We start from the raw sequence: 18,364 nt of genomic DNA, 5'->3' as shown, positions 1-18,364 counted from the left end.
TTGTTAGATTTCTAGTAATGTAAATATGAAAAAGCTAGATGTTATTAATATACAGCAATAATTAAGTCAAACAACTTATTGATTTATAAAAAATTGGTAAGCAGTGTAATGTTCATATATTTGTTCTGGTTGTAAAAAGCAGCTTGGTTGTGGCCAGTCAGGATGATTAGGGCTGTCCGGTAAAAATTGGCTTTCTAATGCTATGCCAGCAAAATTTCCATATTCACCATTATGCCGGTTTGGTGTATGTTGTAAAAAGTTACCTGTATAAATCTGTAATGACGGTTTGGTTGTAGTAACATTCATTGTTACTTTTTTATCAGATGAAATGAGTTGAGCGGCTATCGCTTTGGTTTTATCTAATAAATAAGCATGATCATAACCACCAGTTATTTGCCTTTCTGCGCTTTCAAGTAGTTTTTCCGATAAAAGTTTTGGTTGACGTAAATCCATATTGTGCATGGCAACACTAGCTAAGCCCTTATTAGGGATACCATTGGCATTAACTGGCAAATAATAGTTAGCATTTACTTTTAATCTGTGATTAAGTATATTCTTGCTTATTTCACCATCTAGATTAAAGTAAGCATGATTAGTCAAATTCACTGGCGTAGTTTTTGTTGTAGTTGCATTAAACAAGATAATTACTTGATTGTCATCGGTGAGTTTATACGTTACAGTTACATTCAACTCACCAGGAAAACCTTGATCACCATCAGGTGAAATCAAAAGGAAGGTCACTTGCTGATCGGAGCAAGATTGAATTAACCATAATTGTTTATCGAAGCCTAATTTTCCGCCGTGTAACTGATTTACACCTTGATTCGCAGTGAGATGATATTGTTTATTGTCAATATTAATAGTAGCATTGGCAATACGGTTAGCATATCGGCCAATTGTAGCACCTAAATAGGCATTCTGTTGTTGGTATTGTTCAAGTGAGCGACAGCCGAGTAGCACTTCACGATTCTGTCCATTAACGGGCAATTCACAGGAGAGCCATGTAGCTCCCCAGTTTGAAAGTTTTATTCGCATTCCTTGTTTATTGGACAGTTCAATAATTTGCGTTATAGGCATATCGCGTGTGCTCCTTCACTTGGTTTACAGACATAAAAATCTCCTTTAATACCAAATTTTTTAGCATAACTATCGCTAACAACGGTTTTAACAGCATCAACTTTATCTTTTGGTACTAATGCCACAACACAACCACCAAAGCCACCGCCAGTCATGCGAACACCGCCTTGTTCACCAATTACACCGTGAATTATTTCAACTAGATAATCAATAGCGGGGACTGTAATTTCAAAATCATCACGCATTGAATTGTGACTTTGTGCCATGAGTTTTGATAATAATTTATAATCACCATCTGTAAGAGCTTGTGCTGCTTTTAGTGTGCGCTCATTTTCAGTGATTACATGATGAGCTCGTTTAAAGACAATTGGATCGAGCGTGTTTTCAATATGTTGTAATTCGGTTAAGGACGCGTCTCTTAAGGCTTTTACCCCAAGGGCTTGAGCTGCTGCTTCACACTGTTTACGTCGAGTATTATATTCACTATCAACTAATCCTCGTTTGATATTTGAATTGATGATAACTACAGCAAAATCTTTAGGAATTGAGACTGGTTTAACTTCTAATGAACGACAGTCAATTAATAATGCATGTTGACTTTGTCCAAGGGCAGATATTAGTTGATCCATGATGCCACAATTGCAACCAACAAATTGGTTTTCGGCCTCTTGACCAATTAGGGCTAACTTGGTGCCATCTAAAGCCAAGTTATAAAGAACTTGGAACATTTTAGCTACGGCAACCTCTAGAGATGCTGATGAACTTAGTCCTGCTCCTTGAGGAACGTTTCCACTAATAGCAAAATCGACGCCATGGATATTATTTGCATATTTTTTTAAGTGTTTTACCACCCCACGTATGTAGTTAGCCCACATATAATCCGGATGTTTTTCAATAGAAGAATCTAAAGAAAATTCATCTTGTTGATTATCATAATCAACCGCAATAACTCGAACAAGATTATCTGAACGTTTGTGACAACTTATTATCGTTTGATAATCGATAGCACAAGGTAAAACAAAACCATCATTATAATCGGTATGCTCGCCAATCAAATTTACACGACCGGGGGCTTGTATAAGTGTATCGGGTTTATAATCAAATTTAGATTCAAATGCTTGTGTAGTTGCTTTGATTAATGCGTTCATCTATTTATCCTTTTTGTCTTTATAATGCACATCACTAACGTTACGTAACCTTTCAGCTGCTTGCTCTGGGGTTAAATCACGTTGTACTTCGGCTAACATTTCGTAACCTACCATAAATTTTTTTACTGTGGCGGAACGTAATAAAGGGGGATAAAAATGTGCATGTACTTGCCAATAATCATTTTTATCTTGCATAAATGGCGCACCATGCCAGCCCATAGAGTATGGGAAAGAGCAATGAAATAAATTATCGTAGCGACTCGTTAATTTTTTGAGCGCAATAGCTAAATCACTTTGTTGTTCGTCATTTAATTGGGTTAATTGTGGAATGCGAATTTTTGGTAATAATAATGTTTCAAATGGCCATATTGCCCAAAAAGGAACAACGGCAAGCCAATACTTAGTTTCTACAACGATTCGCTCACGATTAATAAGTTCCTTTTCAGCATAATCAACCAATAAATTGCGATGATATTTTTCAAAGTAATTACGCATATTTAGATCTTCACGCGCAATTTCATTCGGTAAAAAGCTATTTGCCCAAACTTGTCCATGTGGATGAGGGTTAGAGCACCCCATTGCTGATCCTTTATTTTCAAACACTTGTACCCAAGGATAGTTTTCGCCCAACTCTTGCAGCTGTTCTATCCAAGTTTTAATTACTCCTTCAATTGCAGGTAAATCAAGTTCAGGTAATGTTTTACTGTGATCGGGTGAAAAACAGATAACTCGACTAGTACCTTTTGCGCTTTGCATTTGGAATAAAGGATCGGCGTTTTGTGGTGATTCTGGAGTATTTTCCATTAGTGCTGCAAAATCATTAGTAAAAACAAATGTTCCCTTATATTGGGGGTTGATATCTCCTGTTACCCGTTTATTTCCTGGGCACAAAAAGCAAGTTGGATCATAACTTGGTTTTTGCTCTTCGTTTAATACTTCTTGTTGTCCTTGCCATGGGCGTTTTGCCCTATGTGGTGAAACAAGTACCCATTGATTGGTCAATGGGTTGTAACGACGATGAGGATGGTCAACTGGGTTAAAAATATCCATTTTTGCCTCTTCTTTTAATTTTGTATGTTTTATAAAATGTATTGTTAATCAGGATAGCCTTGAGGGTTATTTGATTGCCAATTCCATGAATCTTTTACCATGTCATCAAGCGTGAGTTTGGTTTTCCAACCTAATATTTGCTCAGCTTTGTTAGCGTCAGCCCAGAATGCTGGTAAATCACCTGCTCGTCTTGGAGCAAAGTGCCAATTAAGAGGTTTTCCTGATGCTTTTTCAAAAGCTTTAATGACTTGTAATACGCTATAACCAACACCTGAACCTAAATTGTAAATATGCACACCAGCTTTGTTTTGATCGGTTTTGAGTGCAGCGATATGCCCATCCGCCAAATCAACAACATGTATAAAATCACGAACGCAAGTTCCATCTACTGTTGGATAATCATTACCAAAAACAGCTAATGACTCTCTTTTGCCTACAGCAACTTGCGTAATATAAGGCATAAGATTATTAGGAACACCAAGTGGGTCTTCGCCCATTAATCCACTTGGATGGGCTCCAACAGGATTAAAATAACGTAGTAAAGTTAGTGACCAATCGGGCTCAGCAACGGCTAAGTCCATAATACATTGCTCAACCATTAATTTACTTTTTCCATACGGACTAGTAGGTAAACCTTGCGGTAATGTTTCAACATAAGGAACAGGGGCTAATTCGCCATAGACCGTGGCCGACGAGCTAAATACTAACTGTTTAACGCCTGCAGCTCGCATTGCTTTCATCAGTACGATACTGCCGTAGACATTGTTTTCATAATATTCTAGTGGTTTGTGAACTGATTCACCGACGGCTTTTAGGCCAGCAAAATGGATCACTGCTTTAATGTCATGTTCTGAAAAAATCTTAGTTAATAGTTTTTCATCGCATACATCGCCTTGATAAAAAATGACGGATTGCCCAGTAATTTTTTGTATCCTATCCAGTACTGATGCTTTACTGTTAAACAAATTATCAATAATAATTGGTGTATAGCCAGATTTAATTAGTTGAACACATGTGTGACTTCCTATATATCCACAACCACCAGTTACTAATATTTTCATAATAAAACCTTCATCTAATTCAATAATAGTTATAGTGAGTATCTGTTAATCTTCAGACCTTTCACTGTTGTTATGTTTCCACAGATCCCATGGTCCACGCCCTGATAATGTAAAGGATGAAATAAGCGTAAAACTAAATGCGATCAAGCCAAGGATTAAATATGCTCCTTCGAAACCTATTTTAACATACATTAACCCCGCAAAAGTGGACATAAACATAATAGATAATTGTTTTGCAAAACAAAATGCAATTAAGTAAACAGTTGCTGATAAGTGAATAGGGAAGTGTTTAGTAATATATTTAAATGCACCAACAAGTAATAAAGGTGCTTCGAACATATGTAGCGTTTTTAATATCACCACTTCAACCGCTGTACTGGCAAATGCTGAACCTGTAATACGGATAGACATGATAGCACCAGCAATAAGTAATGTATTTTTACTACCTAATTTCATTACAATCAGAGGAGCAAAAAACATCACAGTGGCATTTAAAAATTCACCAAGTGTCGTTACATAACCAAAAGCTTCACGACCCACTTGTTCGTTAGCAAAAAATGAGGTAAAAAAGTTTGCAAATTGTTGATCAAATACATCATAAGTACAAGCAACTCCAATAATGTAAAGCATGAAAAACCATGTTTTGCGCATACTAAGTAAATCAAGGGCAAGTTTTAGATTGAATGGCTTTGGTTTATTTAATCCCATTTGCTCAACGACTTCTGTTGTTGTGGTTTTTGCAGGATCGGCGATTTTAACTAGAACTAAAAGAATCAATGCAAATCCAGAACATAACCAAAAAACGGCATTGACATCTTTAGAAATCATAATTCCAACAAACGAAGCACATATAGCCCAACCAAAACAACCAAACATACGACAACGGCCAAATTCGAAACCACTTCGTCGACTTATTTTTTCGACAAGTGCTTCAATAGCTGGTGCACCACCACTAAATACCATACCAAGATAAAATCCACCAACAATTGCGCCCAAGGTGACATTTAATTTAAGTAACGGTCCTAAAATGAAGATAAAAAATGGACCAAATAGTACAAGAAGAAGTGTGATAACCCAAAGAAGGTGTTTTTTTAATCCTAGTTTATCTGAAATTAATCCAAACAAAGGTTGAAAAAAAAGCGCAAATAGTGAAATAAATGAAAAAACGTACCCAGTATTTGCCTCATTAAGCCCGTTCATTTTTAGCCAAACGGGAAAAAAAGGACAGTATGCTCCCATAATAAAAAAGTACAGAAAGAAGTAGAGGCTGAATACCCAATAATTCTTATTACTTAGTGATGACTTTATTTTTTGATTCATAATGAACTTCCTTTGTTAGGCTTTAAATGATCACACAATCATTTAAGAATCTTTTACATGTTGATGAACAGGTAAGTTATTTGTTTGGTAAGATAATAGCACTAAAATTATTTTGAAAAAGTGATCTAGATAACATTTTATGAAATCGATTACATAAAGTGTTAAATTATTTTATGTTAAAAAGTTTCCGGTAGATATACGTTTTAGTATAAATTTTGTATTTTATGATGAATAAAAGTACTGATTAATGATCAGTTATTTATTGATAATAAAGTTCAAAGCAATTAATTGAGACGAAAATAGAATTAAATAAAAATAATGTAATCAACCGTTGAAAACGATTACATTGAGCTATTTACGCTTCATTTAGTCTATTGTAATTGACTATGATTTAAGTAAGCTAAACAATTAACATTTATACTGAAACGTATATCTACCGGAAACTTTTTAACAAGAAATTTTTTATTAATTAGAATTAGCTTAACTTTTTATTATTAACTTGTTTAATCCCAGTTAGATAGGAAAAATTAGATAACCTAATGGTTAATTACTTAGTTTTAATTGATTTTATTCTTTCCTCAAAATCTGACCAATAATAATAACCATCATTATTAACAGAAGCATTTTCCAAATGAAGTTGATAATGTTGTGGTAAATTATTGTCATCAAGTGCTAGCCCGTTATGGAGTTGTTCAAAACTTTGATAAATATATTCGGCTTTAAAAAAGTATTCGCCTGTAGATAGGTGACGAAAACGCTGTAAAGCTACTTTTCCACCAATTGGGGTTATTTCAAATTGATTTGGTAGTTGGTAGTCTTTAAAGTCTAATGCACCCAGTAATGAAGCGATGGTACTATCGTGACCAACAAGTAAATTGACTTTACTATCTCTTAGCATAAGATCGTTTATCATGTTGATAATAAGTGCAGCTGAGTGTTTGGCAAGCGTCTTAGAATGGCAAACTAAATTTATATATTGATTACGAATTGCGCTAATTTGTTGCCACTGCTCTTGGCTAGTCAGTCTACCCCATGCAATTTGTTCTTTTGGAAAGGCTGAATAGTATTGCAATAAGAATGCATCAACGGCTGAAATACCTATCGCAAGTGGTCCGAGGAGTGCTGGTTCTTCATGTTTTTTAAAATAAAGTTCGGATGGAATATCGGCTAAATCGCATTTATATTCAGCATATAATTTTGAATGCTTATAATCCAAAATATCGGAAAGGGTTTCATAAGCTGGTGCTAGGCTTTTAAAAATATTAGCTGCTTTGTCAGCTTCTTCAATATCACGCAATACCGCATTTTTAAACTCAGTTGAATCGTCTTGCAAGCTAGGATCGAAAATCGGATCCATTTTTTCAATGGCATATTTATGATGAATAGGAATATCATACCCAGCAAAGGCACCAGCTGTCATAAATTGAGCGGTCGCGACAGTTCTTTGCAGACTATTAGAATACACGAATAATTCAGTATCATGTTTTGATAATTTTATATTGTGTTTTTCAAGCCAAGTCGATAAATAGCTGCCAAAATAAACTTCTAATATTCCACCACGAGTGGTCAAATAACCATATGGATGATCCCATTTAGGCCATTTAAAGGGAGTAACTTTTTCTAAAAACTGCAAAGTATTTTGCAATGGCGTACGAATACCATGACGGCTAAGTATAACGACTTTATCTAATTGGTAATGGTTATTTTTCATTTTGTGATCCATCCTTGTTTATGTAAATAATCTAAAATAAAATCACGTTGTTCATTATTTATTGTATTTGCAATTTTATCACTCCAACCACCGGTTTTTTGATTAGTACTACGGTTTTGATAGTAATCACCTATTTGGGTATCATATTTTGCTAAAGTTGCATGATCAAGTGGTTGATATTGGTTTTCAAAAAAGAGAAGCTCTTTAGGTAACCTCGGTTTTATTTCTGGATTATGATCGGGGTAACCAAGGCAAAGCCCAAAAAGAGGAAGAACATATTTTGGTAACTCAAGTAATTGGGTTGCTTTATCAAGATCATTTCGCAGTCCACCAATATACACAGCACCAAGTCCTAAGGATTCAGCCGCTATTACTGCATTTTGCGCCATAATTGCTGTATCAACACAGCCCAATAATAACTGCTCTGCTTTGCCAAGATTAAGTGTTGGATCAATTTGAAAATGACGATTAAAATCGGCGCAAAATACCCAAAATTCAGGGGCTTGGTTAACATATTTTTGATCACCAGCATAATGAGCTAGTTTTTCGCGTTTTTGAGGATCTGTAATACGAATAATTGTCGAACATTGAATAAAGTTAGAACTAGAAGCCGACTGTGCTGATCGAACTATAGACGCTATTTGTTCTTGAGTTAAACTAGTTGTTTTATAAGCACGAATAGAGCGGTGTAGACAAAGTAGATCGATGGTTTGATTTTGCATAGTGACTCCTTAGCATAATTATTTGTTTACAAATTGAAGATCCCAAACGCCATGGCCTAAATTTTGACCTCGTTTTTCAAATTTAGTAATTGGTCTATCATCAGGTCTCGGAATATAGTCACCGCTTGGTGATAAATTTTCAAAACCTTCAGCTTGGGTTAAAACCTCTAACATATGTTCTGCATAATGTTGCCAATCGGTAGCTAGGTGCAAAATTCCACCTAATTTTAATTTTTGTCGAATTAACTGTACAAATTGGGGTTGAATAATGCGGCGCTTATTATGTCTTGCTTTATGCCAAGGATCAGGGAAAAAAATTTGTACTTTGTCTAATGTATGATCAGGGATCATATTTTCTAATACTTCAACAGCATCGTGACACATCACTTTTAAGTTTGATAATTGATTTTCTCCAATTGCCATCAAACAAGCACCAACGCCAGGTTTGTGGACTTCGATTCCTAAAAAATTCTTATCAGGTGCATTTTTAGCCATTTCAATTAACGAAGCACCCATACCAAATCCAATTTCAAGAACAACCTGTTTGTTAGAGTCAAAAACCATTGGTGAATTTGCATCATATTCAATACCAAATACCGGCCATAAATTTATTAATGCCTGTTCTTGGCCTTTTGTTAAACGACCTTGCCGTAAAACAAAACTACGAATGGTTCTTTTAGATTTGATATTTTCGTTATCTGAGTTTAATTGTTCGTTCATCACGTTATCTACTTTTGTTGTGGAATTTATTAAAGCCAAAGAATGGTTTGTTAGTTAGTTTACTCGATTTTGAGTTCACAGCAAAAGCATCTTATGGCCAAATTGTTTTATTTAATGATTTATAAAAATATATCAAATATTTTCAATATATTTTTATATTGTAGTTGAGCATAATCGATAAATGATTATATAATTATAGCCCCAATTTAACCGATTACGAATAAAGTAATCATGAATACATGCTTGAGGATTTCTCGTGCCTGATATGAAGCTTTTTGCTGGTAATGCCACACCAGAACTAGCAAAACGTATAGCTAATCGTCTTTATACTTCTCTTGGTGACATTGTGGTAAGCCGTTTTAGTGATGGTGAAGTTAATGTCCAAATCAATGAAAATGTCCGTGGTGAAGATGTTTTTATTATTCAATCAACTTGTGCCCCTACCAATGACAATTTAATGGAATTATTAGTTATGATCGACGCAATGCGCCGAGCATCTGCTGGTCGTATTACTGCTGTTATTCCTTATTTTGGTTATGCAAGGCAAGATCGTCGAGTTCGTTCGGCTCGTGTCCCTATTACTGCTAAAGTTGTTGCTGATTTTCTATCAACTGTTGGTGTCGATAGGGTATTAACCGTTGATCTTCATGCCGAACAAATTCAAGGTTTCTTTGATGTACCTGTTGATAATGTATTTGGTAGCCCAGTTATTTTAGAAGATATGCTACAACGTGAGTTTGATCGCCCAATTGTTGTTTCGCCTGATATTGGCGGAGTGGTGCGTGCTCGTGCGATAGCTAAACTGCTTAATGATACTGACATGGCAATTATTGATAAACGTCGTCAACGTGCCAATGAAGCTGAAGTGATGAATATTATTGGTGATGTTGCTGATAGAGATTGTATCTTAGTTGATGATATGATTGATACTGCAGGAACACTTTGTAAAGCAGCTGATGCTTTAAAAGCGCGAGGTGCAAAAAGAGTATTTGCTTATGCTACCCACCCGATATTTTCAGGTAAAGCAGTAAGTAACATTAAAAACTGTGCCATTGATGAAATTGTTGTTTGTGACACAATTCCATTAACGGCTGAAGTAAAAGCATTGAAAAATGTTCGCCAATTAACATTATCAGGTATGCTTGCTGAAGCAATTCGTCGAATTAGTAACGAAGAATCAATTTCAGCAATGTTCCATCAATAACCTATTTTATCATTGGTATAATGCCCCTTTTTTGGGGCATTTTTATCGATAAAATCTAGTAACAATAAAAATATTATGACAACGATAAAACTGATTGTAGGACTCGCCAATCCCGGAAATGAATATGCAGCAACAAGGCACAATGCAGGTGCGTGGTTTGTTGAGCAATTGGCTGAACGTTATAATCAATCATTAAAAAATGAACAAAAATTTTTTGGTTACACATCACGAATCAACATTTCAGGTCATGATGTACGTTTATTAGTTCCAACTACTTTCATGAATTTAAGTGGTAAAGCTGTTCAAGCTATGGCTACATTTTACCAAATAAAGCCAGAAGAGATCTTAGTTGCACATGATGAACTCGACTTAAATCCCGGAATAGCTAAACTTAAGTTTGGTGGTAGTCATGGTGGGCATAATGGGCTAAAAGATATTGCTAGTAAATTGGGAAATAATTTAAATTTTTATCGGTTAAGAATTGGTATTGGACATCCTGGCGATAAAAATAAAGTTGTTGGTTATGTTTTAAATAAGCCATCTAAACCTGAACAGGAATTAATTGATAAAGCTATTGACGAATCCTTACGTTGTACAGATATCTTATTGTCTGATGGGATAGACGTTGCAATGAACAAGTTACATGCTTTTAAAGCTTAGTTAAATTGTTGGAAGTTTCAATAACGTAAAAATCAATAAATATCCACTTTAATAAAAAAAATCCACCTAAAATATTAGGTGGATTTAATTGTCTTAATATTCTCTTTTAAGAGAAAAGATGGGTTACATTACCACCTTTTTCAGCAATTTTTTTCATTACTTCTTTAATTAACCATGTATTCATTGCTGCGGTATCATCAGTATTGCCTGGATAATTCAGTTCTTTCGCTAAATTTTTCCGTGCATCTAAACTGCTATCTATACCTAATAATTTCAATAGATCAACGATAGATGTTTTCCAATTAAGCGTTTCAGGATGCTTTTTAGCTAAATTATCGAGAATAGAGGAAACATTAACATTAGTTGCAGATGCGCTTTGCTCTACTTTATCTTGGACTTTCTCTGAACCACTCGATACTGTATTTTTAACAGATGCGGTGATATTTTCAACTTTATCCTTCACAGCATCAACAGCATTATCTACTGTTGCTTGAGCATTTGGAAATACTTTAGAAAAAATGTTATTTAAAATATTCATATTACATCTCCTTTAAATTTAAACTGCTTTAAAAAAACTGCTTAACGATATAGATGTAGAAAAGATCACATTCAATATAGCGCTTAGAAGAATGTAATGTCAAAATTGTTATGCATTAATAGCATTTTATGTATTACGATAAAGTGTTTATCAATATATTAAAAAATTATTTTATATCAAAAAAATGCCCTTAAAAGGGCATTAGAATTTTGACTAGCTAATTATAATTGATTAATTTAGTTCAATTAGTTAAAAAAAGCTCGAAGAATAGCATACTCAACACCACGAATTTCGGCTAAACCTCGTAAGCGACCTATAGCGGAATAACCTGGATTTGTCTTTTTCTTCAGATCGTCCAACATTTGATGGCCATGATCTGGACGAACAGGGATTGAGCGTTTGATTCCTGCTTTTTTACGTCTCTGTTCTTCTGTAATGAGCGCCTTTATCACGGCATACATGTCAACATCACCAGCTAAATGATCGCCTTCATGAAAAGATAATGGATTTTCTTCTCGAACTGTTGCCCGTAAGTGAATGAAATGAACACGATCAGCAAATTTTTCAGCCATTGTTGCCAAATCATTATCGTTACGAACGCCATAAGATCCTGTACAGAAACAAAAGCCATTATGAATACTGTCAACTGTATCTTTAATCCATTGCATATCTTCGATAGTTGAAACTATACGAGGTAAACCCAAGATAGGGCGAGGAGGATCATCAGGATGTACTGTTAATACCACACCAACTTCTTCTGCAACAGGTACAATAGCTTTTAAAAAGTAGGCATAATTTTCACGTAATTTGTTTTTATCAATGCCATCATAGGTTGCAAGGTGTGCCCTAAATTGATCAAGAGAATAACCTTCTTCTGCACCAGGTAAGCCAGCGATAATGTTAGCGATAAGCTTATCTTTGTCTGATTGTGTCATTTTTTCAAAATAAGATTTAGCTGAAGCTATATCTTCTTTTGAGTAATCTTTTTCTGCATTGGGTCTTTGTAATATAAAGATATCAAATGCTGCAAACGCTGTTTGGTCAAAACGTAATGCTTTTGAACCATCAGGCAACTCATAAGCTAGATCAGTACGAGTCCAATCTAAAACTGGCATAAAATTGTAACAAACAGTATCAATGCCACAAGCTGCTAAATTTCTAATAGACTGTTTGTAATTTTCAATATGCTGCAAAACGTTTCCTGTATGGGTTTTTATTTCTTCATGAACAGGAATACTTTCTACAACAGACCATGTTAATCCTTTTTCTTCAATAATATTTTTTCGTTTTTGAATTTCTTCAATAGTCCAAACTTCTCCATTGGGAATATGGTGTAAAGCTGTAACAATTCCAGTTGCTCCAGCTTGTTTAATATCATCTAAAGATACTGGGTCATTTGGTCCAAACCAACGCATCGTTTGTTCCATATAAATCTCCTTCACGATTTCATTTTGTTTTTCTAAAATAATAAAGATCTATAAACAATGCTGATTATTATCTATTGATTAACAATGTTAACCGGAATTGAGTCAAATAAATAACCATCAAAATTTGGATCTTCGCTATCCGAAACTGCCATTAATGTTTGTTTAACATTTTCTAAATGTTGCCACATAGCATGACGTGCGGCCATTGCATCTTTTACCTGTAACGCTTGTAAAATTTTTTCATGATCATAAAGCCATTTTTTTCGATAACTATGATCAGTTATTCGACTGTGTAGCTGACCCCACATTTTGCTAGCGGTACGTTTTTGCCACAAATCATTTAACAGACTTTCAAGTATTGAATTCTTGGTCGCTCTTGCTATTGCAATATGAAACATTTCATCTGCACTATAATCATCTAAAATATCTTGTTCTAAAATTTGTCGTTCTTGTTCTAAAATAGCTCTTAACTCAATAATATCTGATTTTACAATTTGTGAAGCGGCAAAAGCGGCAATATTACTTTCAATTAATTGTCTAGCTTGTAATAGTTCAAAAGGGCCAAAATCCTCTTCTTCAATTTTTTTATCTGTTTCTGATAATATTTCATTTGGTAAACCAATTACATATACACCAGAACCTTTTTTGACAGTGACTAGATTTTCTAGTTCTAGCATAATTAACGCTTCTCTTACTACGGTTCTACTTACATTAAATGCCTCTGCAATATCTCTTTCTGGCGGTAATCGGTCACCAATTTTATAGGTACCACCTTTTAATAGTGATTTAAGTTCATTACCAATTTCTTGATATAGCCGATTAACTGTTAGCATTATTTATAATCCTTATTCTAATTTCGGTCTAATTTGAGTAATTATACGCTAATTATTACAAGTACTATAAGTCAATTATGGGATAAATTGATTTAATTTCATAATTGGCATGCCAATATAGTTTCGTATTATAGATTTTTTTTCAACATCATATATAAAATAAACCAAAAAATGTGATTTATATCGCAAAAAAGAAAAAATTGGGATGAAATGTTTGCCAACAAATGAAAACATGTCTAACCAATAAAGTAATTAAACAGATAATCACGGTGAATAAAATGTTAAATTTATTAAATCTTCCTAAATCAATCCAACATAGACCTTTATATGATCGGCAAAAAATAACCTCACGAATTGTTCATTTGGGATTCGGTGCTTTTCACCGTGCTCATCAAGCGTTATTGACCGATCGTTTACTTAACAAGGGAAACTGTGACTGGGGTATTTGTGAAGTTAATATTGTTGGTGGTGAAGAATTAATTAATGAAATTCGTAAACAAGACCATTTGTATACTGTGTTAGAAAAAGGTGCAACATCAAAAGAAGCATTTATTATTGGTAGCGTAAAAGAATCATTATTAGCACCAACAGATGGCATAGATGCAATTTTAGAAAAGATGACGGATCCAGTAGTTGAAATTGTTTCATTAACAGTAACAGAAAAGGGATATTGCATGTTACCTAGTGGAGCTGGATTAGATTTGAATAATGCATTAATTAAAGCTGACTTAGCAAATCCAACAAAGCCTATGTCTGCCCCAGGTGTTATTGTTGAGGCGCTTTATAGAAGAATGCAACGAGGGTTAAAATCCTTTACTGCTTTATCATGCGATAATATTCCTGAAAATGGATTGGTCTTAAAAAAAGCAATATTAGGATTAGCTAACGTTCGAGATCCACAATTAGCAAATTGGATTGAGTCTAATACAACATTCCCATGCACTATGGTTGACCGTATTGTCCCTGCCGCAACATCCGAAACATTAACTGAAATTGAAGATACATTAGGCGGTATGTTTGATCCATGTGGTATTGCTTGTGAACCTTTTATTCAGTGGGTTATAGAAGATAATTTTGTCACTAACCGCCCTAATTGGAATGAAGTCGGTGCTGAATTTGTGGATAATGTTGTTCCATATGAAGAAATGAAACTTCGTATGCTAAATGGTAGCCATTCTTTTTTAGCCTACCTAGGCTATTTGGCTGGTTACGAGCACATTAATGATTGCATGAATGATGTTAATTATAAAAAAGCAACTTTAACATTGATGATGCAACAACAAGCACCAACACTTCACGTCCCTAGTCATGTTAATTTGCAACAATATGCAAACAAACTTATTGAACGTTTTAGTAATCCATCTTTAAAACATAAAACATGGCAGATTGCGATGGATGGTACTCAAAAATTGCCTCAAAGAATGCTCGATTCAATCCGTTGGCATATCAAAAATGGTTCAGATTTTTCATTGCTAGCTTTAGGGGTTGCGAGTTGGATGCGCTATGTCGGCGGCATTGATGATAATAACCAGCCAATAGATTTACGAGATCCAATGAGTGAGAAACTACAAACTATTGTTAAAACTAGTACCGATGGCGTTGAACGAGTAAATGCTCTATTACATCTAGAGGCTGTCTTTGGGTTAGATTTGCCGAGCAATGCATTATTTAAAGAAAAGGTAACAATACATTACCTTTCTTTAATGAAATATGGGGCAAAACAAACTGTCAGCAATTTATCAAACTAAGGTTATTAAACTAAGAGTGGATTAAATATAATGAAAAACTTTTTGGATGAAAACTTTTTGTTACAAACCGAAGTCGCGCAAAGACTCTATTTTGATTATGCAGCAGATCAACCAATATATGATTATCATTGCCATTTACCACCAAAAGATATTGCGGACAATAAAAACTTCCGTAATTTAGCAGAGATTTGGCTTGCTGGTGATCATTATAAATGGAGAGTGCTTCGTACCGCCGGTGTAGATGAGAAATTTATTACAGGCAATGCATCTGATTACGAAAAATACTTAGCTTGGGCAAAAGTGGTTCCTTTAACATTGGGCAATCCAATTTATCATTGGACTCATTTAGAGTTAAGGCGTCCATTTGGTATAAAAAATATACTTTTTAATGAAAAAACAGCTGAAAAAATTTGGCTTCAGGCTAATGAGCAATTAGCTACAAAAGAATTTTCGACAAAAGGTATTTTGAAACAAATGAATGTTAGGGCAGTAGGTACTACTGATGATCCAATTGATTCACTTCAATACCATAAACAAATAAGCTTAGATGGTTCCTTTGAAACTAAAGTAAGACCTAGTTGGCGACCTGATAAAGTATTTAAAATTGAACTGTCTGGATTTCCTAACTATATTTCTCAATTAGGTCAGGTTTGTGATATTGAAATAAACACTTTTTCAGAACTGCTCACTGCATTATTAAAAAGGCTTGATCACTTTGAACAGCATGGCTGTGAAGCATCAGATCATGGTATTGAGATATTACGCTACGCAGATATCCCTTCAGAAAAACAACTCGATTTAATACTCAAAAAACGTCTAAATAATCAATCGTTATCTGAATTAGAAATAGCACAATTTAGTACAGCAGTTCTTGTTTGGTTAGGTAAACAATATCATAAACGTAATTGGGTTATGCAATTACACCTAGGTGCTTTACGCAATAATAATCAACGGATGTATAAATTGCTGGGTCCAGATGCAGGATTTGATTCAATAGGTGATAGACCAATCGCTGAACCTTTATCTTCATTGTTAGGAACTTTAGATCTGACCGATGAGTTACCTAAAACAATACTATATTGTTTAAATCCTAGAGATAACGAAGTCCTAGCTACAATGGCTGGTAATTTCCAAGGTTCAGGTATTGCTGGCAAAATCCAATTTGGATCAGGGTGGTGGTTCAATGACCAAAAAGATGGCATGGAGCGTCAACTAATGCAGCTTTCACAAATGGGTTTATTGAGCCAATTTGTTGGAATGTTAACTGACTCACGTAGTTTCCTCTCATTTACAAGACATGAGTATTTTAGAAGAATTTTGTGCAATATGATTGGAAATTGGATCGAAAATGGTGAAATTCCTGCTGATTTTAATTTGGTAGGAAATATGATCAAAGATATTTGCTTCAATAATGCTAATTTTTACTTTTCTAAATAACAAAAATAATTGAAGTTTACATGGAATAATAAGGAGTAATAATGAAAACAGTACAAAAATTTAGGTGGAGCATGATATTACTTATTTGTGCAATTACCATCATTAATTACCTAGACAGAACAGCTTTGGGTGTTGCTGCTCCTACTATCTTAGAAACAACAGGTATTACTAAAGAACAATATTCTTGGGTAGTAAGTGCTTTCCAGTTGGCTTATACAATTGGTCAACCAATTATGGGCTTTTTTATTGATACTATTGGATTAAGGTTAGGTTTTGCTATTTGTGCTATTGTGTGGGGGCTTGCGACTATGGGGCATGCATTAACTGGAACATGGCAAGGTTTAGCTTTTATGAGAAGTATAATGGGTTTCAGTGAAGCATCAGCAATACCCGCCGGTATTAAAACAGCATCTATATGGTTTCCCGCAAAAGAACGAGGTATTGCTTCAGGCATATTTAATATGGGTACTTCATTTGGTGCAATGTTAGCTCCACCTTTAATTGCCTGGTGTATTTTATTTCAAGGTTGGCAATTTGCTTTTGTTGTTTCAGGTTCTTTAGCATTGATTGCAGCACTTGCTTGGTTTACTTTTTATCGAGATCCTAAAGATTCTAAAATGCTATCGGCTGAAGAACGTGCATATATTGAGGCAGGGCAAGAGAAATATTTAGATATTGATAAAAAAGAAAAAGTTTCTATTTCATCAATTCTTTCTCAACGAAACTTTTGGGGAATTGGTATTGCGCGTTTTCTTGCCGATCCTGCTTGGGGTACTATTAACTTTTGGGTTCCAATATTTTTTGTTGAAACACTGCATTTTAGCCTAAAAGAAATTGCTATGTTTGTTTGGTTACCTTTTTTAATGGCAGATTTAGGATGTTTAGCTAGTGGATTTGTAGCTAAATTTTTGAATGATAGAGGTTTTTCTTTAATTAGATCAAGATTAATTACTTTTTCTATAGGCGCTGTACTTATGATGACCATTGGTTTTGTAAGTATTGTTCAAAACCCTTATTTAGCCGTGTTCTTAGTTAGCTTAGGTGGTTTTTCTCATCAACTATTATCTACAGTTGCTTCAACACTAGGTGGCGATTTATTTAAGAAAAACCAAGTGGCTACGGCAGTTGGAATGGCAGGAGCATGTGCATGGACAGGTCAGCTAATTTTTAATCTATTTATTGGAGCATTCGTTGGGATTATTGGTTTCGGTCCATTTTTCATTGCGTTAGCCTTCTTTGATGTAATAGGTGCCGTTGTTTTATGGATTTTTATCAGAGAAAACAAAATTGAGAACAGTAACTTTCAATTAGAAAGAAATTAGCTATTTTCCTTATATCTTTAAACAGGCAAATACAATATCTGATCTGTATTTGCCATTATTTTATTAGTGTTTTGTTTTACTATTTACTAGGGCGTGTTGATCTTTCATGATTATTTTTTAGACGGCATGATGTGAGTTATAATAATTCAGCCAAAAACAACCATAACTCGATTCATCATGCCAAGAACAATGCTAACAGATAAACGGTGGGAAAAGCTACTACAAATAATGAAAAATACCGGCCGAGTTTATAATAAATCCGAGCATCGGATGACGTTTGAAGGGATCCTTTTCCGAATGAGAACCGGTATTCCTTGGCGAGATTTGCCAGAAGAGTTTGGTGAATGGAGCACTGTCTATAGGCGATTTAATTTGTGGTCTAAAAA

General features: G+C 34.6%; 17 protein-coding genes. 6 read left to right on the top strand and 11 right to left on the bottom strand.

Annotated features, from left to right (window positions below; genetic code table 11):
* Positions 1 to 75: 75 nt before the first annotated feature.
* From galM to trmB, 8 genes are all read right to left on the bottom strand, one after another.
* On the bottom strand, positions 76 to 1,077 hold the full coding sequence (gene galM / locus A9G31_RS09625) for a galactose-1-epimerase (protein WP_065561450.1): 1,002 nt from the start codon (positions 1,075 to 1,077) through the stop codon (positions 76 to 78).
* Complete coding sequence (gene galK / locus A9G31_RS09620; protein ID WP_065561449.1) at positions 1,068 to 2,225, bottom strand: galactokinase; 1,158 nt, start codon at positions 2,223 to 2,225, stop codon at positions 1,068 to 1,070. The genes galM and galK overlap by 10 nt, the downstream gene beginning before the upstream one ends.
* Complete coding sequence (gene galT, locus A9G31_RS09615) at positions 2,226 to 3,275, bottom strand: galactose-1-phosphate uridylyltransferase (RefSeq protein ID WP_065561448.1); 1,050 nt, start codon at positions 3,273 to 3,275, stop codon at positions 2,226 to 2,228. It abuts the gene before it with no gap.
* A gap of 44 nt (positions 3,276 to 3,319) precedes the next feature.
* Positions 3,320 to 4,336, bottom strand: a complete 1,017-nt coding sequence (galE, locus tag A9G31_RS09610; RefSeq protein ID WP_034912648.1) for a UDP-glucose 4-epimerase GalE — start codon at positions 4,334 to 4,336, stop codon at positions 3,320 to 3,322.
* A 45-nt stretch (positions 4,337 to 4,381) separates the two neighbouring features.
* Positions 4,382 to 5,656 (bottom strand): MFS transporter, encoded by a 1,275-nt coding sequence (locus A9G31_RS09605; RefSeq protein WP_065561447.1) that lies wholly within the window; start codon positions 5,654 to 5,656, stop codon positions 4,382 to 4,384.
* Positions 5,657 to 6,203: 547 nt separating this feature from the next.
* Complete coding sequence (locus A9G31_RS09600; protein WP_176700386.1) at positions 6,204 to 7,367, bottom strand: histidine-type phosphatase; 1,164 nt, start codon at positions 7,365 to 7,367, stop codon at positions 6,204 to 6,206.
* Positions 7,364 to 8,089, bottom strand: a complete 726-nt coding sequence (gene nfsA / locus A9G31_RS09595; protein WP_065561445.1) for an oxygen-insensitive NADPH nitroreductase — start codon at positions 8,087 to 8,089, stop codon at positions 7,364 to 7,366. The genes A9G31_RS09600 and nfsA overlap by 4 nt, the downstream gene beginning before the upstream one ends.
* A gap of 18 nt (positions 8,090 to 8,107) precedes the next feature.
* The gene (trmB, locus tag A9G31_RS09590; protein WP_065561444.1) at positions 8,108 to 8,812 is read right to left on the bottom strand and encodes a tRNA (guanosine(46)-N7)-methyltransferase TrmB; all 705 of its coding nucleotides are present in this window, start codon (positions 8,810 to 8,812) and stop codon (positions 8,108 to 8,110) included.
* A gap of 253 nt (positions 8,813 to 9,065) precedes the next feature.
* Between trmB and A9G31_RS09585 the strand changes: the two genes are divergently transcribed.
* Positions 9,066 to 10,013, top strand: coding sequence for a ribose-phosphate pyrophosphokinase (locus A9G31_RS09585; protein WP_034915766.1), 948 nt, complete (start codon positions 9,066 to 9,068; stop codon positions 10,011 to 10,013).
* 75 nt (positions 10,014 to 10,088) lie between these two features.
* Positions 10,089 to 10,673 carry an aminoacyl-tRNA hydrolase gene (gene pth, locus A9G31_RS09580; protein WP_065561443.1) on the top strand — a complete coding sequence of 195 codons (585 nt, stop codon included), beginning with the start codon at positions 10,089 to 10,091 and terminating at the stop codon, positions 10,671 to 10,673.
* Positions 10,674 to 10,779: 106 nt separating this feature from the next.
* Here pth and A9G31_RS09575 read toward each other — a convergent pair whose 3' ends face one another.
* From A9G31_RS09575 to A9G31_RS09565, 3 genes are all read right to left on the bottom strand, one after another.
* Positions 10,780 to 11,211: a DUF3597 domain-containing protein gene (locus A9G31_RS09575; protein ID WP_065561442.1), complete on the bottom strand. Its 432-nt coding sequence runs from the start codon at positions 11,209 to 11,211 to the stop codon at positions 10,780 to 10,782.
* Between the two features lie 245 nt (positions 11,212 to 11,456).
* The gene (gene uxuA, locus A9G31_RS09570) at positions 11,457 to 12,638 is read right to left on the bottom strand and encodes a mannonate dehydratase (protein WP_065561441.1); all 1,182 of its coding nucleotides are present in this window, start codon (positions 12,636 to 12,638) and stop codon (positions 11,457 to 11,459) included.
* Between the two features lie 71 nt (positions 12,639 to 12,709).
* Positions 12,710 to 13,471, bottom strand: coding sequence for a GntR family transcriptional regulator (locus A9G31_RS09565; RefSeq protein WP_065561440.1), 762 nt, complete (start codon positions 13,469 to 13,471; stop codon positions 12,710 to 12,712).
* Positions 13,472 to 13,749: 278 nt separating this feature from the next.
* Between A9G31_RS09565 and A9G31_RS09560 the strand changes: the two genes are divergently transcribed.
* From A9G31_RS09560 to A9G31_RS09545, 4 genes are all read left to right on the top strand, one after another.
* Positions 13,750 to 15,219, top strand: coding sequence for a mannitol dehydrogenase family protein (locus A9G31_RS09560; protein ID WP_065561439.1), 1,470 nt, complete (start codon positions 13,750 to 13,752; stop codon positions 15,217 to 15,219).
* 30 nt (positions 15,220 to 15,249) lie between these two features.
* On the top strand, positions 15,250 to 16,656 hold the full coding sequence (gene uxaC, locus A9G31_RS09555; RefSeq protein WP_065561438.1) for a glucuronate isomerase: 1,407 nt from the start codon (positions 15,250 to 15,252) through the stop codon (positions 16,654 to 16,656).
* A 41-nt stretch (positions 16,657 to 16,697) separates the two neighbouring features.
* Positions 16,698 to 17,978, top strand: coding sequence for an MFS transporter (locus A9G31_RS09550; protein WP_065561437.1), 1,281 nt, complete (start codon positions 16,698 to 16,700; stop codon positions 17,976 to 17,978).
* A gap of 177 nt (positions 17,979 to 18,155) precedes the next feature.
* On the top strand, positions 18,156 to 18,364 hold a 209-nt coding region (locus A9G31_RS09545), incomplete at its 3' end, for a transposase (protein WP_141671360.1).

It is taken from the genome of Gilliamella sp. Gris1-4 (genome assembly GCF_001690335.1).
GTDB classification, from domain to species: Bacteria; Pseudomonadota; Gammaproteobacteria; order Enterobacterales; family Orbaceae; genus Gilliamella; species Gilliamella apicola_P.
Note: the sequence above shows the minus strand (reverse complement) of the source record. Positions and strands in the feature narration are given on the sequence as shown.

Bases quoted from the DNA above. Each gene is read 5' to 3' on its own strand.
- galM (WP_065561450.1), bottom strand. From the start codon at position 1,077: ATGCCTATAACGCAAATTATTGAACTGTCCAATAAACAAGGAATGCGA.
- galK (WP_065561449.1), bottom strand. From the start codon at position 2,225: ATGAACGCATTAATCAAAGCAACTACACAAGCATTTGAATCTAAATTT.
- galT (WP_065561448.1), bottom strand. From the start codon at position 3,275: ATGGATATTTTTAACCCAGTTGACCATCCTCATCGTCGTTACAACCCA.
- galE (WP_034912648.1), bottom strand. From the start codon at position 4,336: ATGAAAATATTAGTAACTGGTGGTTGTGGATATATAGGAAGTCACACA.
- A9G31_RS09605 (WP_065561447.1), bottom strand. From the start codon at position 5,656: ATGAATCAAAAAATAAAGTCATCACTAAGTAATAAGAATTATTGGGTA.
- A9G31_RS09600 (WP_176700386.1), bottom strand. From the start codon at position 7,367: ATGAAAAATAACCATTACCAATTAGATAAAGTCGTTATACTTAGCCGT.
- nfsA (WP_065561445.1), bottom strand. From the start codon at position 8,089: ATGCAAAATCAAACCATCGATCTACTTTGTCTACACCGCTCTATTCGT.
- pth (WP_065561443.1), top strand. From the start codon at position 10,089: ATGACAACGATAAAACTGATTGTAGGACTCGCCAATCCCGGAAATGAA.
- A9G31_RS09575 (WP_065561442.1), bottom strand. From the start codon at position 11,211: ATGAATATTTTAAATAACATTTTTTCTAAAGTATTTCCAAATGCTCAA.
- uxuA (WP_065561441.1), bottom strand. From the start codon at position 12,638: ATGGAACAAACGATGCGTTGGTTTGGACCAAATGACCCAGTATCTTTA.
- A9G31_RS09565 (WP_065561440.1), bottom strand. From the start codon at position 13,471: ATGCTAACAGTTAATCGGCTATATCAAGAAATTGGTAATGAACTTAAA.
- A9G31_RS09560 (WP_065561439.1), top strand. From the start codon at position 13,750: ATGTTAAATTTATTAAATCTTCCTAAATCAATCCAACATAGACCTTTA.
- uxaC (WP_065561438.1), top strand. From the start codon at position 15,250: ATGAAAAACTTTTTGGATGAAAACTTTTTGTTACAAACCGAAGTCGCG.
- A9G31_RS09550 (WP_065561437.1), top strand. From the start codon at position 16,698: ATGAAAACAGTACAAAAATTTAGGTGGAGCATGATATTACTTATTTGT.